Annotated in this window: 13 protein-coding genes; 9 read left to right on the top strand and 4 right to left on the bottom strand. The window is 36.4% G+C overall.

Annotated elements, in window-relative coordinates; translation table 11 throughout:
- The first annotated feature begins 53 nt into the window (after window positions 1–53).
- Together QQS35_RS19820 and QQS35_RS19815 are read left to right on the top strand one after the other, a co-directional pair.
- A complete protein-coding gene (locus tag QQS35_RS19820; protein ID WP_285933974.1) occupies window positions 54–1,046 on the top strand; it encodes a Gfo/Idh/MocA family protein in 993 nt (330 codons plus the stop codon).
- Window positions 1,047–1,398: 352 nt separating this feature from the next.
- Window positions 1,399–1,974, top strand: a complete 576-nt coding sequence (locus tag QQS35_RS19815; RefSeq protein ID WP_285933973.1) for a hypothetical protein — start codon at window positions 1,399–1,401, stop codon at window positions 1,972–1,974.
- A 97-nt stretch (window positions 1,975–2,071) separates the two neighbouring features.
- Here the strand turns inward: QQS35_RS19815 and QQS35_RS19810 are convergent, their stop codons facing one another.
- Window positions 2,072–3,022 carry an alpha/beta hydrolase gene (locus QQS35_RS19810; protein ID WP_285933972.1) on the bottom strand — a complete coding sequence of 317 codons (951 nt, stop codon included), beginning with the start codon at window positions 3,020–3,022 and terminating at the stop codon, window positions 2,072–2,074.
- A gap of 235 nt (window positions 3,023–3,257) precedes the next feature.
- On the opposite strand from QQS35_RS19810, the gene QQS35_RS19805 reads away from it, so the two are divergent.
- Window positions 3,258–3,866, top strand: a complete 609-nt coding sequence (locus QQS35_RS19805; RefSeq protein WP_285933971.1) for a hypothetical protein — start codon at window positions 3,258–3,260, stop codon at window positions 3,864–3,866.
- Between the two features lie 151 nt (window positions 3,867–4,017).
- Entirely contained in the window at window positions 4,018–5,079 is a 1,062-nt protein-coding gene (locus tag QQS35_RS19800; RefSeq protein ID WP_285933970.1) for an arabinan endo-1,5-alpha-L-arabinosidase, read from the top strand.
- Window positions 5,080–5,521: 442 nt separating this feature from the next.
- Here QQS35_RS19800 and QQS35_RS19795 read toward each other — a convergent pair whose 3' ends face one another.
- Window positions 5,522–7,018 carry a C40 family peptidase gene (locus QQS35_RS19795; protein ID WP_285933969.1) on the bottom strand — a complete coding sequence of 499 codons (1,497 nt, stop codon included), beginning with the start codon at window positions 7,016–7,018 and terminating at the stop codon, window positions 5,522–5,524.
- A 161-nt stretch (window positions 7,019–7,179) separates the two neighbouring features.
- Here QQS35_RS19795 and QQS35_RS19790 point away from each other — a divergent pair, with 161 nt between their 5' ends.
- Together QQS35_RS19790 and QQS35_RS19785 are read left to right on the top strand one after the other, a co-directional pair.
- Window positions 7,180–12,468: a LysM peptidoglycan-binding domain-containing protein gene (locus tag QQS35_RS19790; RefSeq protein ID WP_285933968.1), complete on the top strand. Its 5,289-nt coding sequence runs from the start codon at window positions 7,180–7,182 to the stop codon at window positions 12,466–12,468.
- Between the two features lie 113 nt (window positions 12,469–12,581).
- The gene (locus QQS35_RS19785) at window positions 12,582–14,294 is read left to right on the top strand and encodes a DNA-binding protein (protein WP_285933967.1); all 1,713 of its coding nucleotides are present in this window, start codon (window positions 12,582–12,584) and stop codon (window positions 14,292–14,294) included.
- A 253-nt stretch (window positions 14,295–14,547) separates the two neighbouring features.
- Here QQS35_RS19785 and QQS35_RS19780 read toward each other — a convergent pair whose 3' ends face one another.
- On the bottom strand, window positions 14,548–15,354 hold the full coding sequence (locus QQS35_RS19780; RefSeq protein WP_285933966.1) for a sugar phosphate isomerase/epimerase family protein: 807 nt from the start codon (window positions 15,352–15,354) through the stop codon (window positions 14,548–14,550).
- Window positions 15,351–16,166 (bottom strand): PHP domain-containing protein, encoded by an 816-nt coding sequence (locus tag QQS35_RS19775; RefSeq protein WP_285933965.1) that lies wholly within the window; start codon window positions 16,164–16,166, stop codon window positions 15,351–15,353. Before QQS35_RS19775 ends, QQS35_RS19780 begins: the two co-directional genes overlap by 4 nt.
- Window positions 16,167–16,607: 441 nt before the next feature.
- Here QQS35_RS19775 and QQS35_RS19770 point away from each other — a divergent pair, with 441 nt between their 5' ends.
- From QQS35_RS19770 to QQS35_RS19760, 3 genes are all read left to right on the top strand, one after another.
- Window positions 16,608–16,847 carry a YozQ family protein gene (locus tag QQS35_RS19770; protein WP_285933964.1) on the top strand — a complete coding sequence of 80 codons (240 nt, stop codon included), beginning with the start codon at window positions 16,608–16,610 and terminating at the stop codon, window positions 16,845–16,847.
- A gap of 112 nt (window positions 16,848–16,959) precedes the next feature.
- On the top strand, window positions 16,960–17,958 hold the full coding sequence (locus tag QQS35_RS19765) for a DUF3231 family protein (protein WP_285933963.1): 999 nt from the start codon (window positions 16,960–16,962) through the stop codon (window positions 17,956–17,958).
- A gap of 294 nt (window positions 17,959–18,252) precedes the next feature.
- Window positions 18,253–24,246 carry a lamin tail domain-containing protein gene (locus QQS35_RS19760; protein WP_285933962.1) on the top strand — a complete coding sequence of 1,998 codons (5,994 nt, stop codon included), beginning with the start codon at window positions 18,253–18,255 and terminating at the stop codon, window positions 24,244–24,246.
- Window positions 24,247–24,609: the final 363 nt, after the last annotated feature.

The raw sequence follows: 24,609 nt of genomic DNA, 5'->3' as shown, positions 1-24,609 counted from the left end.
AATGAAAGCGCTTTTAAATTAGTGGATTTTAGTGAAGAGGAGGAATAGTTTGAATGAAAAACAAGCAGGCTGTAACCAAATGGGGGATTATGGGGACTGGCGGAATTGCAAGTGCTTTTGCTAAGGACTTAGATTTTGTAAAAAATACCGAACGTGTGGCAGTTGGTTCGCGTACTATTGAAAGTGCTAAAAAATTTGCATCAACACATGGTATTGCACGCGCATATGGAAGTTACCAAGAACTAGCAGAAGATCCTGAAGTAGATGTTATTTATATCGCTACACCTCACCCTTATCATAAAGAAAATGTATTAACTTGTTTGCGAGCAGGGAAAGCAGTCCTTTGTGAAAAGCCGTTCACAGTTAATTCAGGTGAACTAGAGGAAATTATTAACTTTGCTAGAGAAAGTAAGTTATTTCTAATGGAAGCGATGTGGACTCGTTTTCTTCCATTCATTGTAAAGGTTAGGGAATGGATTGAATCTGGGAAAATAGGAGAAGTGCGGTTAGTGAAAGCTGACTTTGGATTTAGAGCTCCTTGGGATCCAGACTGGCGATTGCTTAACCCGAATTTAGGTGGAGGAGCTTTGCTTGATGCAGGTATATATCCTGTTTCATTTGCTTCTATGATTTTAGGAACTAAACCAGAAAAAGTATTTAGTACTGCACACATCGGAGAAACTGGAGTTGATGAACATTTTTCTATTCTTATGTCATACAAATCTGGAAAAACAGCCTCCCTTAATGGTTCCATAAGACTAGGTTTAACGAACGAAGCTTATATTCACGGGACAAATGGTTATATACGAATTCCTTCTTTTTTAAACGCAACCTCAGCTTCACTTCATGTTTCAGGTGAGGAGGTAGAAAACTTTAGCGATAATCGTGAATCAAAGGGATATGCCTTTGAGGCGGAGGCTGTTGGAACCTACTTGAATGATAATTTGAAAGAAAGTCCAATCATCCCTTTGGATGAATCTTTAGAGATTATTAAGCTATTAGATGAAATCCGAGGACAATGGGACTTAAAGTACCCATTTGAATAAGAGATAATAAGCTTACGCTATAGGTGTGAGCTTTTCTTTTAGCATAGGAAATTATAGATTTAGTGTCCAGTGGATAACTGACTACCAGCATGTGCCATGTCCAGCTACAGCGCCTACACGAGTCAAACATCTTTGTGGTAAAGAGCACCACATAGATGTTCGTCTTAATTTGCCCTAGGGTGAGCGAGGCGACCTGAGCTTTTATTCTTAATGCTTATGACTAAGTATCTAAAATTGATTAAATTAACAAATAAAAGAAACCTGGCGACCTATATAATTTCATAAATTAATCCATGGAGTTATTAGGGCAAACTTTATATAATTAGAGATGTTTGGAGGTGCAAGATTAATAATGATAATAGATTTGATAAAGCTTTTTGAGGGATATGTTCGAAACTATCATACGTTGAGTCTGACTGTTTACGATGATAACCAATCAATCAAAAGGAATGAAATGGAGTATTTCACAAAATTAGGTTCTATGGTAGGGTATCAGCCCTATACAATGGATACTTGCGACGAAATCTATGGGACAATGGGTTTAACATGGTGGGATAATAATACAAATATACATTGGAACGACTTTGTTTTACAGGTGGAACGAGAATACATAGTTGAAAACGATCAAATAACACTAGAGAAGCTTTTTTCTGAACGAACTTATATTCCTACAAATGTCATTGGAATAATAAATGTGTGTAACCAAGAAAGAGTCTATGAATTGATTCGTATAACTAAACAAATTTGTAACATTAAAAATGCTTTATTAGTATTTAAGACAAGATCAACTAAGAGTAATCATAGTATTTGTGACACTATATTAGCATATCTAATTAATGAAAATAAGATTGTTACCCTTCAAACTGCTTATGTAAAAGATAGTAGTGGAAATCTTTTTATGGATTTTAAAAAGGAAACAGGGCAATAAATCTCTATCACAAGATACATAATAGAGGCGTGCTTTAGTAAGCCTCTGCAACTTTTAAAACGGTTAACACATAAAAACTCTTTCTGCGGTTTAGGTATTATTCAGCTATAAATTTGTTGATTCTTGTGAAGGCAATTTGTCTTATTTGCTCCGTTTCATTAAATAATTCATGCCTTCCATTGTCTATTTGGATGACTTGTAAATTATTAAATTTTCTTTGGATAAATTGCACGTTATATTTCCAGTCGACCGTTTTATCTTTGTTTCCTTGTAGGATACAAGTAGGTGTATTTGTTTTGTTATAGACTTGGATTGTTTTGTTCCATTTAATAAGTGCTTTGAGCCATTCCATCGGTATGAAATCAGCCTGTAAAGGGTCTTCATTGTTTACAAAGTGTAGATAACTTTGATCAGAAGAATTTTTGCGAAAGTTTCTTTTAATTTCGGTAATAAAAGGAAACATTTTTGCCATATATACCCCCAACTTAGATACATGCCAATAATTTGATCGAACAAGTGGTGCTGCAAAGATCACTTTATTAAAGCTATGGTTAGGGTGTCTAAGTATGTAATCGATTACGATTGCGGCGCCGGTACTATGTCCAACCACGTATAGAGGGTGAGACATCTCTTTGCCGGCAGTGTGCAGTAATTTTTCTAGTATTGTAGCATAATCCGAGAAGTCCTTAACTGAAGCTGTTTTTCCCATTGATAGTCCATGCCCTTGTAAATCATATGTGAAAACTGTTAAATCTAAGTCAGTAAAGTATTGAATGATATGTTTTAAAAGACCGACATGACTGAGATAACCATGTAATAAAAAAACAGTTCCTTTACTTTTTTGTGGCCTGAAAATTTGGGCTGTAATATTTACATTATTTACTCCAACCTTCCCTATATGAAGGTCAATATGATTCATATTTAAACCGTAATAGTGAAGGTATTTTTTTATATCGTCATTTTTATCTGTAGGTATTTTAAAATCTAGCAACTGTTGATTGTTCGATAAACGTTCTAAAACATTTTTAATTTCTAAATTAGTAGTCATAATTAATATCTCCTCAGTCATTAAAGGTATGAACTTACTATTATTATTTACAAAAATCACTGACTTATTAATAGTTAATGCACGATTTTTAAAACAGGTGATTTGGACTAGTGTAGAATAGATGATTTAACAAGAAGTCAAGTTATTCTATGGTACTGCAAACCATAAAAACACTATGTAAAAAAATAAAAATATTGTAAAATAAGAAAGTATGTAGAATTAGGGGGTAACACGTATGAGAAAGATTTTTAAGTCATATTGGATTTCATCTCTGACGATTATAATGATAGTTTTGATTACTGCTTGTAGTTCCGAATCAAACGCTAACATAATGGCGGATGATACGAATCAAGTAGAAGCTGAAACAGTTAATGTAGAAGAACAAAATACTTTAGATTCGGTCGAAGAACCTACAGAAGCATTGGAGACAAAGTCTGAACAAACGGATGGCTCTTTTGAAAATGTGTTAGCTCAAATGGATAGAGTTGAGGTTGAGTCAGTAGTGCTAGCTAAGTCAGCAGAAGATTGGGCAGATGATTATGAAATGCAAGATTACCAACATGAAAATGAAATGATTGCATTTGATAGTCTAGTGAATTTAGTAATAGATACAGAGTATAAAGAAACTATACTAAGCAAAGCTGTTAACGACTGGCCTAATCAATATGAAATGATGAAATATCAATACGATAATCAACTGGTTGCATATAATCGGATTCAGGAATTGATTGTAGATACAGATGTTAAAAAGCAAGTGCTAGAGAAAGCTCAGTCCGACTGGGGAAATGATTACGAGATGGTTCAATATCAATATGAAAAACAAATGGAAGCATATAATAATTAGATAATAAAAGGCGACACTAGTGAAATTGCTGTGTTGCCTTTTTATTGTCTTGGAAAAAACAATCATCATAGTAGGTTTATTGACCAGAATGAATTTTAAAACTAGAATGGTAGTGTATGTAACTTCATAGAATAGCAAAGGAGACAGTTTAATGAATGTAAAAAGTAAGCGTTTCAAATGGGGGTTAATCATAGTAGGTTTGTTAATTTTGTTGGTACCATTCGCAATCTATTTTAATTGGCCATTCCAGACTAATGGTGAAGAAACAACTAATTCAGAACCTGAAGGGGCTATTGAATTGTCAGGTGATATTGGCGATTATAACTCTGAAGAAGGAATTGATGATCCGGCACATGATCCATCGATATTTAAAGATGGCGACACGCATTATGTAGTGTCAACTGGTATTGCTCGAGATACGGATAATCCAGGTGGTATTTTTATACGCCAATCTAAAGGGGGGCTAGAAGGTCCTTGGGAATCTGTAGGAGAGATACCGACACCCGAGTGGACAGAGGAATATGATGTAGCACACTTATGGGCGCCGCATGTAGTTGAAAATAACGGTACATTCTACATGTATTATGCTGTATCCATTTTTGGAACTAATTCTTCATCAATAGGAGTTGCACGAACCGAAACTCCAGGTGATATTAATAGTTGGGAAGATCTTGGAGCTATTCTAACGTCAGATTCTAGTGTTGATTATAACGCAATTGATCCGATGGTCTTTGAAGATAAAGGAAAGTGGTGGGTGGTATTTGGTTCGCATTTTAGTGGGATTAAATTACAAGCGCTTACAGATATGACAGAACCAACAGGTGAAATATATACCATTGCTAATAGAAGACAAACGACCGATCATAATGCTATTGAAGGTCCTACTATTTTTAAAGAGGACGATTATTATTATCTATTAACTTCGTGGGACTCGTGTTGTCAAGGCACGGACAGCACATATAAAGTTGCCGTCGGCCGTTCTGAGTCACTCACTGGTCCATATGTTGATAAAGATGGAACACCTCTAAATGAAGGTGGAGGAGAGGTTATTCTACAAAGCTACTCCAATCACACTGGTCCTGGTGGACAAGATATAATTAAAGAGGACGGAGATATAGTGATGGTTTACCATTATTATGATGCCAACGATGATGGAGTTATTCGTATGCAATTAAGAGAATTCCAGTGGGAGGATGGCTGGCCTTCTTTTTAATCAAAAGGATCTGAATTGTTCCAAATTTGAAATACGGGAATCATAAAAAAGAAGCAATATCAGGCTGTAGTGCACCCCAAAAGTTAAAGTTGAAAAACTAACTTTTGGGGTGTTTATTTATGGCTAAATATTGAGAGAAGTTTAAGATGATTGTAGTTAGAGAGTAAACAAGGGAAGCTCAATTTTAGATTTTAGTTCAAAAATACCTTTTACTTCACGAAATAACGAAACACTAACATGAATTTGGAAGTGGTTTCCAGCATAATGAGGAAACATAGGGTATTTATCCCCCTTTGCTTCCTTTAGTTCCCCTACTACTATTTCATAGCTTTTTATACTTTTCCTTAATATTAACGGTTTAAATACGATATTGAATAATCGATCCACTGATAGACGTCAAATCAAATTATGGCGAAATTCGTGTGGTGTCTGGCCATGGCATTTAATAAATTCGTTTTGCTCCAACATAATATTGTGACCAATATGGGTTATCCATGTCATATTCCCATATACCTTTGGATGAGGTGGCAGATATATAGCTGTTGTCACCTGTATAAAAACCAACATGAGAGATTTCTCCTGGTCTGTTCACAGCAAAGAAGACTAAATCACCTGGCTGCAACTGTGTACTAGACACCGATTTCCCCATTTCGTATAAGGAAGCGGAAGTCGCACGCTCCATGTCTACCCCATTTGAATGAAACATGTAATAAACGAAACCTGAACAATCGAAGCCAGAAGGTGTTGTGCCTCCCCATACGTACGGAACTCCAATATAGTTTTTGGTATCTGCAACCAGCTTGTCTTTGACCAAGGCATGATTAATAGCTGTTTGTGTTTCAACATCCAATTGTCCTGTAGCATGTATGCCATATGCTTGTTGAAATGCTTTCACCGCTTGATCGACATCATCCTTATAAAATCCTAGTACCTGAAGATTTTTTATTAAAGCTTGTGAGTCTTGCTGTAAGTCTTTGGTATCTGTACCAGTGGTATTTTTAGAGATGGAAAGCTGCTGTCCAACAAAGATGGTATCAGAAATTAGTCCATTGCTTGATTTTAACTGTTCTACTGAAATGTTATATCGCTTTGCAATTCCAGACAATGTATCACCTGAAACAACTGTATAAGGGCCAGATTCTTGTACAGGTGAAGAAACAGGGGCAGCTTGTCCACTAGGAATCTTCAACTGTTGACCAACATAAATCATATCCGTAGTTAATTGGTTCATTTGTTTTAAATCAGCTACACTGATTTGATAGCTTTTTGCTATACCTGACAACGTATCACCAGAAACGACTTGGTGTGTTTGAGACTGACTAACGGGAGTCGCATCTGTTGGTGTTGGTATTTGAAGGGTTTGGCCAATGTAAATCACATCCGTATGAAGCCCATTTACTTGTTTTATTCTTTCTGTAGTTGTGTTAAATTTCTTTGCTAAGACAGATAAATAATCGCCTGACTTTACTTGGTAAGAAATAGTGTTTTCAGTTGAAAGGGAAGTGTTTGGCACCACTAATAGTTGTCCGGTAAAAATCGTATTCGAGTTCATGTTGTTTAGCTGTTTGATCCTATCAACATTTGTATTGAGTTCCGACGCTATTTTATAGAGAGAATCTCCGCTTTTCACTGTGTACTTATTGGTATCTACTTTATTCGTCTCTACCTCGTTGTCCTCTGACGCCGCATGCACTTCATAATCTGTTGAAAAAGCAATAGACATCACTAATAATGAGCCTAAAAATACTTTCGCAGATGTTATTTTTTTGTTTGGAAATCGATCTTTCACATACGCTTTAATGTTATTACCGGTTTGCTTTGATTTAATATTGTCCGAACCTAATTCACTCGAAAACTCCGAGAAATTCTGATCTAAAAAAAGTATAGCTGTATAACCATCGTCCGTTTTATCTAATCTATCGCTTGCTACAAAGTCCATTAGAAAATCACCACCTAATCCTATAATGGCTAACAATTTCATTTTTATAATTGGAATATAATGGGTTGGAAAATATCGTGCATGAAGACAGCTTGATTAGAAAACAATAAGCAGAATTACATGCGTTTTATATCACGAAAATATAATTAGAGGTGTTTTAAATGCAACTACGCGATTACAAGTTAATAAAAGAACAGAACAACTTTATATTAGTTGTGTACCTCGACAGTCATACAACAGAGTTTTCTAGTGAGTTTGGAAAGAATCCCGGAAAAACAACGGAACTTCAAACTAAAATTAGAGAATTAGTGACAAAACAATATCCTAATGTAAGGGTAACAGCAGCAAAAATCATGATTGGCTCCATGTTAGTTACAACGATGTATTTTGGCGGTGGAGTTTCTAATGTAAGCGCAGAGACCGATACTGCCACTGTAACACTGATACCTGCCAATGATGTGTACACTGTTAAGTCCGGAGACAGTTTATCGCTTATCGCAAAAAGATTTAATACAACAGTAACGGCGATAAAGGACAGTAACCATATGGAGAATGACGTGATTCATGTTAATCAAACACTAAGCCTTCCTTTTTTTACATATAGTGTACAATCAGGTGACAGTATTTCAGTCATTGCGAAAAGTTATAACACAACAGCTGAAAGTATTCGGTCCTTAAACCAGTTAACTAGTGATATGATTTACATTGGTCAAAAATTGAAAATCCCCATTAGCATTAGCTCCAATCAACCAAAGGTAGACATGTCAGTTGATGATGAAGTTAACACTAGTTATACAGTTGTCTCTGGTGACACATTGTTTCTTATTGCACAACGTTTTAACGTCACAGTTGATCAGCTTCGCGCTTTGAATAATCTATCATCGGATATGTTGTTGGTTGGTCAAGTGTTAAAGGTATCCTCGATTCAGAAAGAAACACCGGAAGTTCCAGTAGTTAATGAACCCGTTAAGGAGTCTGTGGAAAATAACACAAATACAACTAATTATGTCGTTGTGTCAGGTGATTCCTTATCTCTCATAGCCAAAAAAAATAATACTACCGTTGATCGTATAAAAGAAATGAATAACCTAACAGCTGATTTAATCTCTATAGGACAAGTGATAGTTATCCCTGGCAATACGTTATCACCTGAAGCACCAATTCCAACAGAAAGCACGGAGATGCTCACGCATACCGTTGTCTCTGGTGATTATTTATCTGTTTTAGCAAAAAAATATAACGTAACAATTGATGCTATTAAAAAATCAAACCATTTAACTAGCGATACGGTTTATATTGGCCAGCAATTAAAAATCCCAAATGTAACAGAAATCGATACATCCGCACCCGCATCACCAATGATTGATGACATGAATACCGTTACCTCAGAACAGCAGGGAAATATAGTTGTTTCTGGGTTAGCAGAAGCTCATGCAAGCATCAACATTTCTGTGACTGATGGGGTTTCTACCATAACTAATCAGGTGACTTCAGGTGTGGACGGTACCTATAAGCAAACAGTAGACCTATCTAATTTAAATGATGGAAACTTGACAGTCGCCATCACAGCAACAGATCAAGGAGGCAATCAAAGCCAAGCAAGCAGGATGACTATAAAAAAAGATACGATGGTTAGCACGCCTATCTTCATAACGCAACTACCTATTATTAACAAACAGAATGTTGCTGCTTATCCTCTATCTGGTAATGCTGATCCAGGATCAACCGTTGAAGTGGTTGCAACCGATGGCATCAATCCACCGATTCATAAACAGAGTATCGCGGATGATCAAGGGAATTTTCTCGTTTATCTAAACCTATCTAATTTAAATGACGGGGAGATTAGTATGCAAAGTTACGCCGTTGATGTAGTAGGCAACACGAGCCCATCAATTGAAAAATCAGTCAACAAAGATACAAACATAAGTACTCCTTCAATCGGAGAATTGCAGGTAATTACAAGTGAAAATGTTCAACAGTATAGGATTAGTGGAACAAGCGATTCTAATACTTCACTTAAGATTAGTGCAACGGACGGAGTTAAAACGGTCCTTAGTCAAAAGATATTAACGAAAGAAGCAGGAGATTTTCAAGCGAATGTAGATGTATCCAGCTTAAATGATGGAACTATTACACTAAAAATCATAGCCGAAGACCAAGCAGGTAATACTAGTCAGCAAAGCGAAAAAACGGTGATCAAAGATACATTTATTACAAAACCTGTTATCGATAATAATGAGCAAGTAACGAACCTAAATGCAAATCATTACACCATTTTTGGTGTAGCAGAACCAGGCTCCACTATTGAAATATCTGTTTTAGATAGGGATGCTAATATGGTTACTGCTGAAGTAGAAGCAAATGAAACAGGTGAATTTCGAACTATCGTCAATTTACTAGCATTACATGACGGTGAATTAACGGTGGTAACACGTGCTGTTGATCTCTATCGTAACAGCAGTCTAGATGAATCTACTATGATCATTAAGGATACGAGTATTGCACCACCTGTCATCCGATCAACGGCACAAGTGAACGATGAATCACAGACGTCATACATCGTATTCGGTAACGCACAGTCCGGGTCGACCGTAGAAGTCATTCTATCTGATGAGAGCAATCAGGAGATCACAACTACAGTGAAGACAAACGATATGGGAGAATTTAGTGTCGAAGTAGATATAAGCATCCTTGAAGATACAAAGATTAAAGTAACTGCTACACAAACAAGTAAAGCTGGCGTGAAAAGTGAATCGAGCACAACCGAGGTGATGAAAGATACTGAAGCACCAACTGCACCGATTTTTCACAACAATTATTTTATTAATAAGGAAAATCAAACGGATTATGTATTGATCGGAACTGCTGAAAGAAATGCCGAGCTTCACATCAATATTTTTAATGCGAGTGGGCAGAAAATCGAACTCGAGGAAACTGCAGATGAAAAAGGGAAATTCGAAATCCCCGTTGATTTGACGAGCATACAGGATGGCGATGTTATTTTTGAATTCTCTCAAAAAGACAATGCTGGCAACAGTAGTCCATGGATGAGAAAAACAATAATAAAAGACACGATAGCACCAGGTGTCATCGAAATGAACCAACTTCAGCCCGTGTATTACGGCAATAGCGATGCCTATCACATAGGAGGAAAAACAGAGCCAAATACAACAGTAGATATTTCAATCAAAGATGGAGTGACAACCATAACAGAGACCGCCACAACGGACACAGATGGTGTATTCAACCTCCCTATCGATGTTTCGAATTTACGGGACGGAGATGTTAACGTGTCACTAACTCAGATTGATGCTGCAGGAAATACGAGTGATACCAAGCTAATTAGTGTGAAAAAAGATACTAGCATACCAGCTGAGATTACACTCCCTTCTCTTCCCTATGTGAATGCCAATAATAGCGCAGAATATATCATGGAAGGATTAAGCGAGGAGGAAGGTGCTCTTGTTTCTTTTACCATAAGTGATGGGGACACAAATATAACAAAATCTTCGGAAGTCATCGACGGGCTGTTCTCTGAGAATTTTGATTTAACTATTTTTGAAGATGGTCCATTGTCCATAGAAATATTCCAAACTGATTTAGCAGGAAATAGCGGCATCGTGCAAGCGTCTACGATTGAAAAAGATACAGTCATAGAACAGCCTGATATAGCTAAAAGTGGTATTAGTCTTCAAAACCAACAGTATATCTATAATGTGATTGGAACAGCAGAACCAAAGGCTACAGTAGATATCACGTTGACCGACGCTGAAGGGAATCAAATAGCTAAGCGAACAGTAAATGCTGATGATCGTGGATTCTTTATGCTAAATAATATTTTTTTCGAACAAAGCATGTTAAAAGGATTAGAGGTTTCTATTACGCAAACAGATTTAGCTGGCAATACAAGTGAAGTAATCACTGTAGATACTACTTATTATACAGTAACAGAAGGCGACACTCTTTATACGATAGCTAAACGATACAATACAACTGTCGATGCTTTAATGTCGGTAAATCAGTTGACGAGTGAAGTTATTCAACCTAACCAAACGATACAATTACCAATCCACGCAAGCGAAGTCGTTAATCTGGGGTATATGTATTTTGGTAATACAAATGAATATGTAAACACGGTAAATCAGACAGGTCATACCATGAACATTGTATCACCAAGTTATTTCGATATAAATCCTGATGGCACGTTAAAATTAACCTACCAAGTCGATCCGAATTTTATCAAAACGATGCATCAGCAAGGTGTGCGTGTCGTACCATTTTTAAGCAATCATTGGAATCGTGATGTTGGCCGGGCGATGCTAGCAAATAAAGAGCTTGCCGCAAGACAAATTGCTGACGCGATTGAACGCTACAACTTAGATGGTGTAAATGTTGATATCGAAAATGTTACGGACGCTGATAGGGAAAATTATACAGAGTTTGTACGTTTATTAAGACAACTTATCCCTGACACAAAAGAAGTGTCTGTCGCCGTTGCAGCCAACCCAAACGGTTGGAGCACTGGCTGGCACGGTTCTTATGATTACACGGGCCTAGCTAAATACGCAGATTACTTAATGATCATGAGCTATGATGAAAGCTATCCGGGCGGAGAAGCTGGACCTGTAGCAAGTGCAGATTGGGTAGAAAGATCGATTCAATATGCGATTAATCAACAGGTTCCTAATGAAAAAATAGTGATGGGAATTGCCCATTATGGCCGTTATTGGATAGAAGGTTTTAACTATGGAGGCTTTGGTATATCTAATTCTCAAGTGGAAAAAATGATTAACATGTATGACGGCGAAGTAGTATTTGATGAAATTAGTAAAACACCAAAAGCAATTGTGACAATTGAAAATGATGATCCAATTATGATGGTAGCTGGTTCAAATCTCATCCCAGGTACTTACACGATTTGGTTTGAAAATGATGCATCCATCGAGCAGAAGCTTTCATTAGTTAGCGAATATAATATTCGTGGTGTAGGTAATTGGAGTGTCGGGCAAGAAAATCCTTCTATTTGGAATAGCTATTCAACGACACTGCCAACTAGTGTTCCGACAACTGTCGTAAACGCTTCTCCAAAAGAGGATGAGCTAAAGGAGCCAATTGAACAAAACTTCAATAATTACACGGTTGTATCCGGAGATAACTTATGGGCAATTGCTGAACGGAATAAAACCACGATAAATACGATAAAAGATATAAATGAATTAACTACAGATGTCCTATTTGTCGGGCAGGTCTTAAAACTTCCTATAACATCAACATCAATAACAGCAGAGGAATTATTACCAGAAGCGACAAAAGTTACTTATACTGTGGTGTCAGGTGATTCCTTATCAGTCATAGCCAAAAAATACAATACAACTGTCCATGCAATCAAACAAACGAACAACCTAACACTAGACACCATCTACATCGGCCAAAACTTAATCATCCCCTAACCAGAAGCAGGAATTATCAATCCTGCTTCATTTTTAAATACATATTTTTTTTGAAACTTAAATCAGTGTTTAAACGTAAGCAGTAAAGACAGAAAAATAAGGAGAGAAAATCTATGATTGGAACATTACTAGCAACTGCATTGTCATTACTGCTATTTTTATTATTATCTATACTATCGATTAGTGAAAATAACAAGAATAGAATGTCAACTATTAAATATAGTGTCTTCATTTTAATAACAGCATTTATCCTTACCGGGGGCATCTTATATTTTGTAATGCCTGCAATTACGATACCTAATATGGTTCTAATGAATGTGATCGTTGCAATTATTTTTGCACCGATTTTATACTACATGACTAATGCAAAAGTAAAGGATGCAAAACCATATAAATCTGCTACAGCAATCATTTTCATCATTGCTATCTTTTCATTACCGATAATTTTTATTTTGGGTATTACAGCATTAGATGATTCCTATGAATCTATTAACAAAAATGAAGAGGAAGAGGCAACCCCATTAAGTAAAGAAGAAACACCAATAACTGTAGCGCCTGAATCTGCACGTAACAAAATCCAAAAAGCGATGAGTGTCGTACCTAACACACAGTTTTATGACCTTGGTAAATTGCAAGTTCAAAAAGTAGAGGAACAAATTGTTTATGTAGCACCTGTTGAATTTTCAGGCTTTTGGAAATATATAAGAGGTAAAGAAACAGAAGGCTACTTCACAATCTCGGCTACAAATGTGAATGCACAGCCAGAGTTTGTTCAGAGTAAAATGAAGTACACAAACTCTAGTTATTTTAGCAAAAATATGAAACGAATAATTTATAATGAGCACCCTAACTATATTCAAAGTGGAGAAGCGCAAATTGAGATTGATGATGATGGAAAACCATGGTATGTACAGACAATCTATAAGCCAATTGGGTTCACGAATAAGCCTGATATGAATCAATTAAAGGTTGTGGTTATTGATCCTGTTACGAGTGCATTAAACATATTTGACAATAGTGAAGCTCCTGAATTTATTGAAGGTTCAGTAAGCTCAGAAATGGCTTCACTACAAAATAACTACTTTGGAAAATACATTCATGGATGGTTGAATTCTGTTTTTGGAAAGAAAGATGTAAAAATACCTAATGAATCAGGTACAGAGAAAAGTGTTACACCAATCTTTGATGAACAAGGTCAAATGTTTTACTTCACTGACATGACTTCGCCTAAGGAAAATATCGATTCTGCATTGGGATATACATTAGTCAATGCAAGAACTGGAGTATTAACTTACTATAACGGCGATAAAAATAATGGAATAATGGATAGTGAAGGTGCAAAGCAAATTGTTAACAAAGAGTTTCCGGAGAAGAATTGGGAGGGGTCTATGCCCGTCCTGTACAACATTGATGGAAACCCAACATGGATTGTTAATGTATTAGATCCAAATGGTTTGTTTAAACAATACGCTTATATTAGTGCTTCTGACTCGGATTTTGTAGTATTTGGTGAGACTGCTAATGAAACACTGGATGCTTACCGTTTACAAATGCTTCAAAAGCCAGGAAATGTTGATTCAATAGAAGAGGCAGAAACAGAAACAAAAGAAGGTACAGTCGACCGCGTTTTGGTAACGTCAAATGACAATGGACAAATGGTTCAATATTTATTGCAAGGGGATAAAACGATTTATACGATAAATGTAAGCACAGAGCCTTTAGCTATCTTTTTACAAGAAGGGGACGAAATTAAGTCTTTAGTAAAAATGAGAGAAAATGGAACTGCATCAGTAGAGGAATTAATGGTTGAAGGTTTAACAGAATAACAAAAGGCTGGCGATAATTCGTCAGCCTTTTGTTGTAAGTGTATTTAACTAATAATCTAACGGATTCCTTTGGAAGGTCATCGGTCTTTTTTGTTTCAATAGATTGGACAAAAACATGTTCTCCTAAAGGATATGATAAAAAAATATCGGTATGGATTACCCAGGACTCGTGTAGATCTGCATTGTATACTTATAACATCTTCTGTGCATTGTTTATCATTGCATCAAATCCTGGATAAAAGTCCCATCGTCATTAGTTACCAAGACTTTCAACACTTCTCTTTCTAAACAGCTTATTTTGGTGTAAATATTTAAGATTACTTTGTAAGTGTGTTAGCAATCGATCATTCTCGAACCCTTCAATTACAACGGGTAGGTTAGTATTATTAAGTAATGTAAGAATCGGTTCTAATTGAATTAATCCAGTTCCAAGGGGAACATGGTATTGAGTTTGGGTTGCATCACTAAGATGAACTTTGTTAATACGTTTTATTTGTTCATAATAGATTTCAGGATGTTCATCTAATGGCACATGAGCGATATTAAAGGTGGTCATTACGGTATCTGGTAATGCTTTAATTAAATGGTTGATTTTGTCCGGTCTTGTAATGAATTCCTTCTTAATATGTTTCATTTGTTCGATTGATAAAATAACACCAAAATCGCAAGCTTTCCTTGCAAGATAGGCTAGGTTTGATTTTAACACTTGTTCATGCTCTTCTAACCAATAATTATGTAGTGTTCGTTTTCCTGGATGAATAGTAACATTAGTTGCACCGAGTTTTTGAGCAAGAATAAGGGAGTTTTCAATTTCATTTATCGATTGTTTTTGTATCCCTTCATTTAATGCGCATAAGTTTAAATCCCAACTAGCAGCGTGCAGAGATAGTTCAATATCGTTTGATTGAGTAGCATCAAGGATAGATTCTATTGACGTTTGATATTTCCAAACATGCTCAGCCCAGACTTCGACACCATCAAAATTAAATAGTTTCGCAATCTTAATGACATCATTGACAGGATATGCCCAACATAGTGTAGAAGATAAATAGAGTTTCAAGTTATCGGCTCCCTAGCAGTCCATTGTTTGATACAAAAATCACTAAGTAGTACACTTCCAATTGGATAAGGATTAAAGGACTGTGGACCATGATGATTACTTCCACCAGAAACTTTTAAAGAAGCTTGTTGTGCAATTTTCTCCCAATAAGCAATTTGAGCTTGCTTGTGTTTAGAATGATACACTTCAATCCCATCGAGTCCATATGCTATTAACCTCTGGATGTGGATGTCAAACGGATAAATGCCTGGATGTGCTAAATATGCTTCCCCTCCAGCATCATGAATCAATTGAATTGCATCTTCAGCTGTAAAGTCAGCGCGTTTCACAAATGCTGTTGCACCTTTAATTAATAATGTTCCGTAAGCATGTTCAGAGGAAGGGAAATACCCTTTACTAAACAGTTCATCAGCAATATGCGTTCGAACAATAACCCCTCCTTTAGCTCTCCTTGCACATGCATCAAAGCTAATGTTATATCCCATATCTCGGAGTTTATTTACTATTTTCTTGGCCCAGTCTGTGCGTTCTTTTTTTCTCCATGCAATGTAATTAAGTAGAGTTTCAGAGTACGGGTTTATGTAGTAGCCCAAGATATGAAGTTCCCCATCTTCACCATCTGTATTAAGTTCAATACCAGGGATTAGTGTTATCCCAAGAAAATTCGCAGTTCTTTTTCCTGAATGATAAGCTGCAATCTCGTCATGATCTGTAATCGATAGGACATTGATTCCTTTGCTTGAAGCAATATGAATGATTTCACTTGGAGTTAGTTGTCCATCTGAGTGGGTTGAATGAATATGCAAATCCATGTTTTCACCTCGTTTGCAATATGTCTTTCACTCCTTATTATAGAATCTAATTATTAAGTGCATATAAACATAGAATGGAAATTTCGTTAAGAACATGTAAATTCGAATTAATTACAGAGTAAACTGCTGCAGCTAATATATACTCTTATCTTTCCAATTCCTATAATGCCCCCACCACTAGCCAGTGCTAATTACTATGAAAAATTAAAAGTATATTATATCTGATTATTGAGTCAAATTCATAATTACCTTATTCATTCATCTATGACAATATATAGTTTGGAAATGATTTTATCCATCTATATATTGTTGTAGGTGACGACAAGATTGGTATTATGAAATTGATTATATGAATAAAATTTTTAACTTCTTTAAAATTATTATTCATATTTTGTCCGAAATTGAAAAAACTAAGCAAGAAAATAAGGGAGGAATTATGAAATGGCGAAAAACAACGTTAAGAAAGTGTCCCAAGAAGATACGAATAAAGTTGCTGAAAAAATGTATGATAACAGTGATTATGAGGCCTCAGATTTAATTGATATGGGGACTGCTATTACACATGAACAAGCATCTGATGATTATACTGAAGGGACAATTGATGGGGAAATTGATTCTGTTAATGAAAATGGCGGATTGAAAAGTGATAAAGGCAAAGAAATTCCAAGAGAAGGTTTCTAGCCAAACTGGGCTGACTAATCTAATGTCAGCCCAGTATTTTAAAATATTAAATAATTTAGGATATACGATTAAGACCTGGGGAGATTAAGTTTAAAAAAATGGAGGGATAGAAATGACTCACCATCCAAAATTAACATCTTCTGAATTAGCTGTATTATGGGGGGCATATCAAAATAGCTCTCTAATTGTATGTACAGTTTCTTATTTCTTAAAAACCGTTGAAGATGAAGAAGTACGTTCGTTATTAAAATATACTTCTGGATTGGCAATAGAACACGTCGAAATATTAAAAGAAATTTTTAAAGAAGAGAACCACCCAATCCCGATGGGGTTTACGGAACAAGATGTTAATCTAAACGCTGATCGATTATTTACAGATACATTTATGCTTTTTTATCTTTCAAATGTAGGTTCAATGGGGTTGAATTCATATGGTATTTCACTGCCTAGTTCATCTAGAAAGGTTATTCGAGATTACTTTTCTAAATGTCTTTCTTCTGCAATTGAGCTTTATAATAGGGTTACAGACGTGATGCAAGAGAAAGGTGTATATGTCAGGTCTCCACATATACCGTATCCTGAACAAGTGGAATTTGTGCATAAACAGCATTTTCTCGCTGGATGGTTTGGAAATCAAAGACCACTTACTTCAAATGAAATCAATTTTTTATTCAATAACCTACAAAGAAATGTGTTAGGGATGGGTATGTTAACAGGGTTTAGCCAAGTAACAAACTCAGCAAAGGTTTCCAAATACTTTACAAGAGGTGCAGAAATTGCTAAACATCATTGTGCTGTATTTAGTAAATTTCTCGATGAGAGCAATATACTTACACCAATGTCATCGGATAACCTTCCAACAAGTTCAAAGCAAGCACCATTTAGCGATAAATTAATGATGTATCATACTGCTGGTGTACAAGCTGCAGGAATAGGATTCTATGGGATGAGCTTAGCTACGAGTCCAAGAAGAGATTTAGCAGCTTCCTATACACGCTTGATGGCGGAGGCAGGAGAATACACGGAAGATGGCGCGAATATTATGATTGAAAATGGTTGGATGGAACAACCTCCTACCGCCCCAAACCGAAAAGATTTAGCAAGAGGTTAAATGTAAATGGTTAAAGTTTGAGGTCAATTTGAAAGCCTCTACCTTTACTAAAAGCTGAGAAAGTATAAAAAAATTCATAGCTGACTATCCTCACCGCTAACTCGCCTGAGGTCTTAAGACGAACGTCTTTCTGGTAAAGAGCCCCACATAGATGTTCGTCCTTAAGCTTGCTTTAGGTTGAGCAAGGCGCCCTGTGCTTTTCTATTAATTTACATAGTTTTACAGTAAATTCACTCTCTCTTAATAAATGAACCTTACAATTATCTTGATACCAAGAATAATTAGGAGGTTCATATGCGAAAACAGAGGCTTAAGACTAATGTAACAAAAACACTATCCCTTATTTTAATTTTTTCTGTATTATTTATGGATGTTGTTTCGGTATTTCCAATGACCAAAGTGAGTGCAGCCACAGCCACAGCCACAGCCACAACGGTTAATCCGAATTTAAATGGTGAGGATGTTAACCATAATACTGATGAAATATCCAAAGTCGAAACACAACAAGAGTCTATAATAATTAACGAGGAGTTAGATGCAGAAGCTGACACACAAGATCCTGAACTGGATAATCAAACGAATCCTACTCCGAATCAAGTGGAAGAGAATGTAGAATCGAAGGAGGAAAGTGCGACTGCCGAGTCAGAAGTAGAAACAATTCCAGATAATGAACCATCTGTTTCTAGTGAAAAAGCTACGATTACTAATGACAAAGAGATAGATCAAAAGCCGTTGGAAGTGCAAGAGGAAGAAGCAAAACAAGTAATCGAGCAAGACGAGTCAGAGCAATTAGTTGAAGAAATTGATTTTGATAGTTTGCCAGCGTTACTTATCACGGAGATTATGGCAAACAATGATGGTGCCGATGATTATGAGTATTTTGAAGTGTATAACAATTCTGATCGATCAATTATCCTTGATCATCATATCTTTTCTTTACGATACACCGATGGAAGTGGCAATGAAGATGTAGCGATGAGTTTTTCTCCAGTTGCAATTGAGCCAAAGCAAACACTTGTATTTTGGAGAAATGCTAGTAATCATACAATAGCTGATTTTAATAGTCATTACAAAACGAATCTATTAGAATCCGATATCGTCGAATATAGTAGTACCGGTTTTTACAATAGTGGAAATCGTGCTGTAGTAATAAAAAAAGCTAACGGTGAAGAGATAGCCTTGGCAAATTATTTGCCAGAAGATATCGCTAGTGGGAAAGTCGTTAACTATCAATATCCAATAACAGGGACAGAAATGGCTGAATTTGAAACGCTTGCTGTTCCTAATCCTGGTTATGTAGCAAAAGAACAACTACCAGAGGCAGAGGTAACGACAACAGAACATCAACCTCCAGTTATTAATCACGAATCATTAACAGAAATAGAAGCTGGGAAAGATGTTCAAATTGAAGCAGAAATTACCGATGATGGGAATGATATTTCTGCCAAACTATACTATCAAACTAGTAATAATGAGAGTTTTAAAAGTCTAGAGATGAAGCATAAGGAAGATAAACTTTTTCAAGCGATTATATCTGGAAATGAGTTATTAGGAGAAACAGTAAGCTATTATATTTCTGTATCTGATGCAAACCATAGAGTTACTTTTCCTAACACTACAAATACGTATGTAGAAGTTCCTATTTCGCAACCAGAGGAAGAAAACTTTGATACATACCCTCATTTACTAATAACAGAATTATCACCAAATTCTAAGGGTGGAGGCACGGACTATTATGAGTATTTCGAACTCTATAATAATACAAACCAAACCTTGCCATTAAATAACTATACATTTGTGTACCGTTATACGGATACGAATAAAGAAGTAGTTTTCCAGATTCCTACGACGAGTATTGATTCAAAAGAAACACTTGTTTTTTGGTACAACAATGATGGAAGAAGTTTAAGTGATTTTAACAATAACTTTGGATCAGATTTAACAAGTGACCAAGTTGTTGAAGTTACCGATTCAAATTTTCCTGGTTTTGCAAATGGTGGTAACCGAGCGCTAGTTTTAAAAGATAACCAAAGTGAAACGGTTATTCAAGCAGACTATTTAGGAACGGATAATGACAACTCTGGTGCAGTAATCGAATACCAGTATCCAAGAGAAGGAATCGACATGATCAACTATCGTTCGATGGCTACTCCTACTCCTGGAGTAACTGAATCGGGACAAGTTCCAGATCAGGTTGTTGTTATTCCGGAGATAGAAGAAGACACAGAGGCACCAGAGATTACTCATACAGCTATAAAGGAAGCAGACGCTTTTTCAAACATAACTATTGAAGCAACAATTACAGATAATATGGCGATACCGACGGCAACACTTTATGTAAAAGGCGAAGGTGATCAGCAATTTACTTCTTTAGCAATGCGTGTTAATCCAAACAATGCTAATAATTACTCGGTTGAAATACCAGGAGCATTTATCAAATCGAACATTACCTATTATATGGAGGCAACAGACGGAGAGAATGTTAGTAAATCAGAAGATTATATCATTGAGGTTATTAAAGATGAAGTAGATCCTGAACAGGTACCTGGATTACTGGTTACTGAAGTAGTTCCTGATACGGATAACGTTGGTTCAGCAGATGGGTATGAGTTTATTGAAATCTATAACAATACCGATCAAGCCATTAACTTTAAAGACTACAAAATACAGTACCGTTACGGATCAGATCCAGAAAGTGATATTATTTGGCCATCTATTCCAGATGATGTGGTGATTCCTTCCAAAGAAACCCTAGTTTTTTGGATTATTAATGGACAAAATGATGCGCAAACCGTTGCTGATTTTAATGCAAATTTTGGCACAAGTCTTATTGAAAATCAAGATATCGTTAAAATTTATAGTGCTGGAATGGCTAATGGTAGCATGAGAGGCTTAATTGTTGCTACGAACACTGACCAAGAGCTATCTGTTGCTTATTACAACGATGTTGAAAATATCGACGATACACAACCGAACAAGGGAATCGTCTATAAGTATCCCACAGATGGAACGAATCAAATGGAAAAAGTTAGTGCGGGGATAACGAATGCAACACCAGGAAGTGTTGAATCATTTCAAGTTCCAAAACAACAAGTAAGTCTGCCAGTGGATGAAATGGAGCCAACGATTGAAAATTTAACAGATATCATTGAAATAAATCAAACAGAAGATATTAATCTTAAAGCGGATGTAAAAGACAACATCCAGGTGAAGACGGTTCAAGTCTATTATCGTGCCAATGACCAAGAACAATATCAACAGGCGTTATTGGAAGAAGATTATGATGATATGATGTACCACTACCGAATTTATTCACCAGAGATTATTGCGAAAGATTATGTTGACTATTATTTTGTTGCTTCCGATGGTACGAATGAGGTAACGAGTGATGTGTACCGAATTAATGTTACCAATGATTTAGATAACTCAAGCTTACGTGTAAATATCAAACAAGATGAAATTTTGAATGGTACGAGCGTAATTAAAGGTACATCCAACCAGGATAATCCTGGAAATATTAAACTATCTATTGATGATCAGGATGTAGAAGAAGACACATTCCAAGCAGTCGAACATCAAGCTTACCTTGCTTTTGAAGTAAGTGGTGTGAATACGTATTTCCAAAACGGTGTCACTATCGGAGATGAGATTGTTCACATTTTTGATGATTGGATTGCACAGTGGCAAACGATAACTGTGCCAATAAAACCTGATCAGCTTCAAGTAGGAAATAACACATTGACGATACGTGCAGGGAATAAAGCAACACCTTGGGAAGGAGATCCCGGAGAAAATAGGGATGATTACAACCTGAGGAATGTCCGCCTTGTCCTATCAGATGGAACAATTTTAACAGATGAAACGCATCAAAATCCTAGCGAAGTATTTGATATGGGGGACGACGGAACCGATAGAATCGCGGAAGATTTTATCTTTACCATTACGGACCAACTTGCACAGTCAAAAGCATATTTGTGGGATACAACCACTGCTACAGATGGCAAGCACCTGATTACTGTTACAGATAGTGATGAAGAAAAGTTGACCAATGTATTCGTTGATAATACAGCACCATCTATTTCAACAAATATAAAAGAAGAGAAGGAATATAAAGGCTCATTTTCAATAGAGGCAACGATTACAGATGCTATTGCCGGAGTTGAGTCGAGTACGATATTCCTAGATGAAGAAGAAATTACCGTTCCTTACCACACTTCTTCAGGAAAACTTACGGCTGGGAACCATAAAGTTACTATAAAAGCAGTAGATAAGGCTGGTAATGCTGTAACGGAGATTGTTCATTTTTCAGTAGTGAATGAAAACCCGGAGAAACCAGGAAATGCTTTACCAAATCAAGGAGAACCGATAGAGGACGATCCAGTGCTCAAAGTAAATGTGTTTGATCCTACTGGTGATGAATTGGATGTTGCTTTTTACCAAGGCTATCAGTATAAACCAAGCGATACAATAGATTCATATAGTGGTGCATCAGATGTTGAGCCTCCCAATACACCAACTAGTGATACGGAAGTATTGTTTGATGAAGAAGACATTTTATCAACTTCCAAGTTAGATGGAGACTATATGGTGACAGATTCAACTACACAATTTCCGTATCACCGCTTTGATGTAACAGTAGATCCTACAGTTGATGAAAATGATATCGTGGAATTTGTCTGGAACGGTAATTCTCTTCCAGGAAGGAAAGTGACGATGTATGCATGGAATCAGCGTACGAGTGAATGGGTAATTGTTGATTATAAGATTGCTGGAGATGAGGATTTTGAATTAAAGGGAACCGTTTCTGTCAATGATTTTGTAAAGGATAATAAGATTAATGTTATTGTTCAAGATGAAATCCCTAATAGCCCGGAAGAATATGATTATACGTTTGTGTGGATGTCCGATACACAATACTACTCTGAAAGCTATCCATATATTTATGATAGACAAACACAGTGGATTGTAGAAAAACAAGAAGAGATGAAGATTAAATATGTCATGCATACCGGAGATCTTGTTGATGAGTCAGACAAGGAATACCAATGGAAGCATGCAGATGATTTCATGAAAACCCTAGATGATGCCAATGTTCCATATGGTGTTTTGGCTGGAAACCATGACGTGTCTCAGAAAACCAATGACTATACAGCATACTATGAATACTTTGGTGCCGATCGATTTGAAGAAAAACCTTACTATGGTGGTTCCTATTTAAATAATCGTGGACATTACGACCTCATTTCAGTAAATGGAAATGATTATATTATGGTCTATTTAGGATGGGGAGTAGAGGATGAAGGAATTGCGTGGATGAATGAAGTGCTTGCTGCGCATCCAGATCGAATGGCTATCCTGAACTTTCATGAATATATGCAAGCAACTGGAACACGTCATCCACTTGGTGAAAAACTATATGATGAAGTGGTAGAGCCAAATGAAAATGTTATTGCAGTGCTTTCTGGCCACTATCATGAAAGTCAATTGCTGGTAGATGAAATAGATGATGATGGTGACGGAACAATAGACCGATCTGTCTATCAAATGTTAGCTGACTACCAAGCTGGTCCAGAGGGTGGACAGGGGTATATGCGCCTGCTTCACTTTGACACGGATAATGATCGAATTATCGTAAATACGTATTCACCTTATATGGATGATTACAATTACTATGATACAGATGCATACCCGGGGAAAGATGAGTTCGTATTAAATTTAGATTTAGCAGCTAAAGAAAAGCGAGTTGCAACAGATTACTTTGCAGTAAATATTTATACGGATACGCAAATTGGATCAGTTGAAAATGTCCCAAGTGGTGAAACGGCTGAGATTATTTGGACAGGGCTTGAAGAAGGTAAAACCTATTCTTGGTATACTGTAATCTCAGATCAATATTCAGGGGAAACAACTTCGGATATTTGGACGTTTGTAAAAGGAAAAGATAAGAAGGTTGACGAGACCCCTCCACCAGTGGATGAAGAAGAGGAGCAACCGGAAACCCCAGGTAACCCAACGCAGCCTAGTGACGGTGGAGAAAATCAATCACCTAATGATCAACCAGATAATGGTGATAATCAATCTGAAGAACTGGAAGAGATTCAAGAAACAACGAATTCATCTAATGACGAAACAGTTGGTGAGGTTGTGAAAATTAATGATGGTGGAGACACGCTTGCTGAAACAGCAACAAATATGTATAACCTGATTATAAGCGGAATCATTATTTTGATTATGGGCTTAGCAATGATTGTTTATAACAGACGAAAGCGAATTTTTTCTAAAAGATAAAGTAAAAAACAGTCTCTTTTAGGAGATGAACATGCTATATTTAAAGCAAGAGGTCATCAGAGCCTCTTGCTTTGTACTAGCATAGGAAATTATAGACTGACTATTGCATGTGCCACGTCCAGCTACAGCGCCTACCCGAGTCAAACATCTTTGTGGTAAAGAGCACCACATAGATGTTCGTCTTAATTGCCCTAGGGTGAGCACAAAGGAATGCTACAAAGAAAGACATCGCAGAAACAAGGTTTTTTTCTTGTTTCGAAGGCGCCCTGAGCTTTTGTTCTTATTAAGGCTTTTTTTTAAGTTTTGTCAAGCATATTTTTAATAAATAACTTTATTTTCAAAATATTTTAAATTATCCATTGA

The sequence above is a fragment of the Aquibacillus rhizosphaerae genome, from assembly GCF_030282825.1.
GTDB classification, from domain to species: domain Bacteria; phylum Bacillota; class Bacilli; order Bacillales; family Amphibacillaceae; genus Aquibacillus_C; species Aquibacillus_C rhizosphaerae.
The sequence above is the reverse complement of the archived record's forward strand: the minus strand, read 5'-3'. Positions and strand labels throughout refer to the sequence as shown.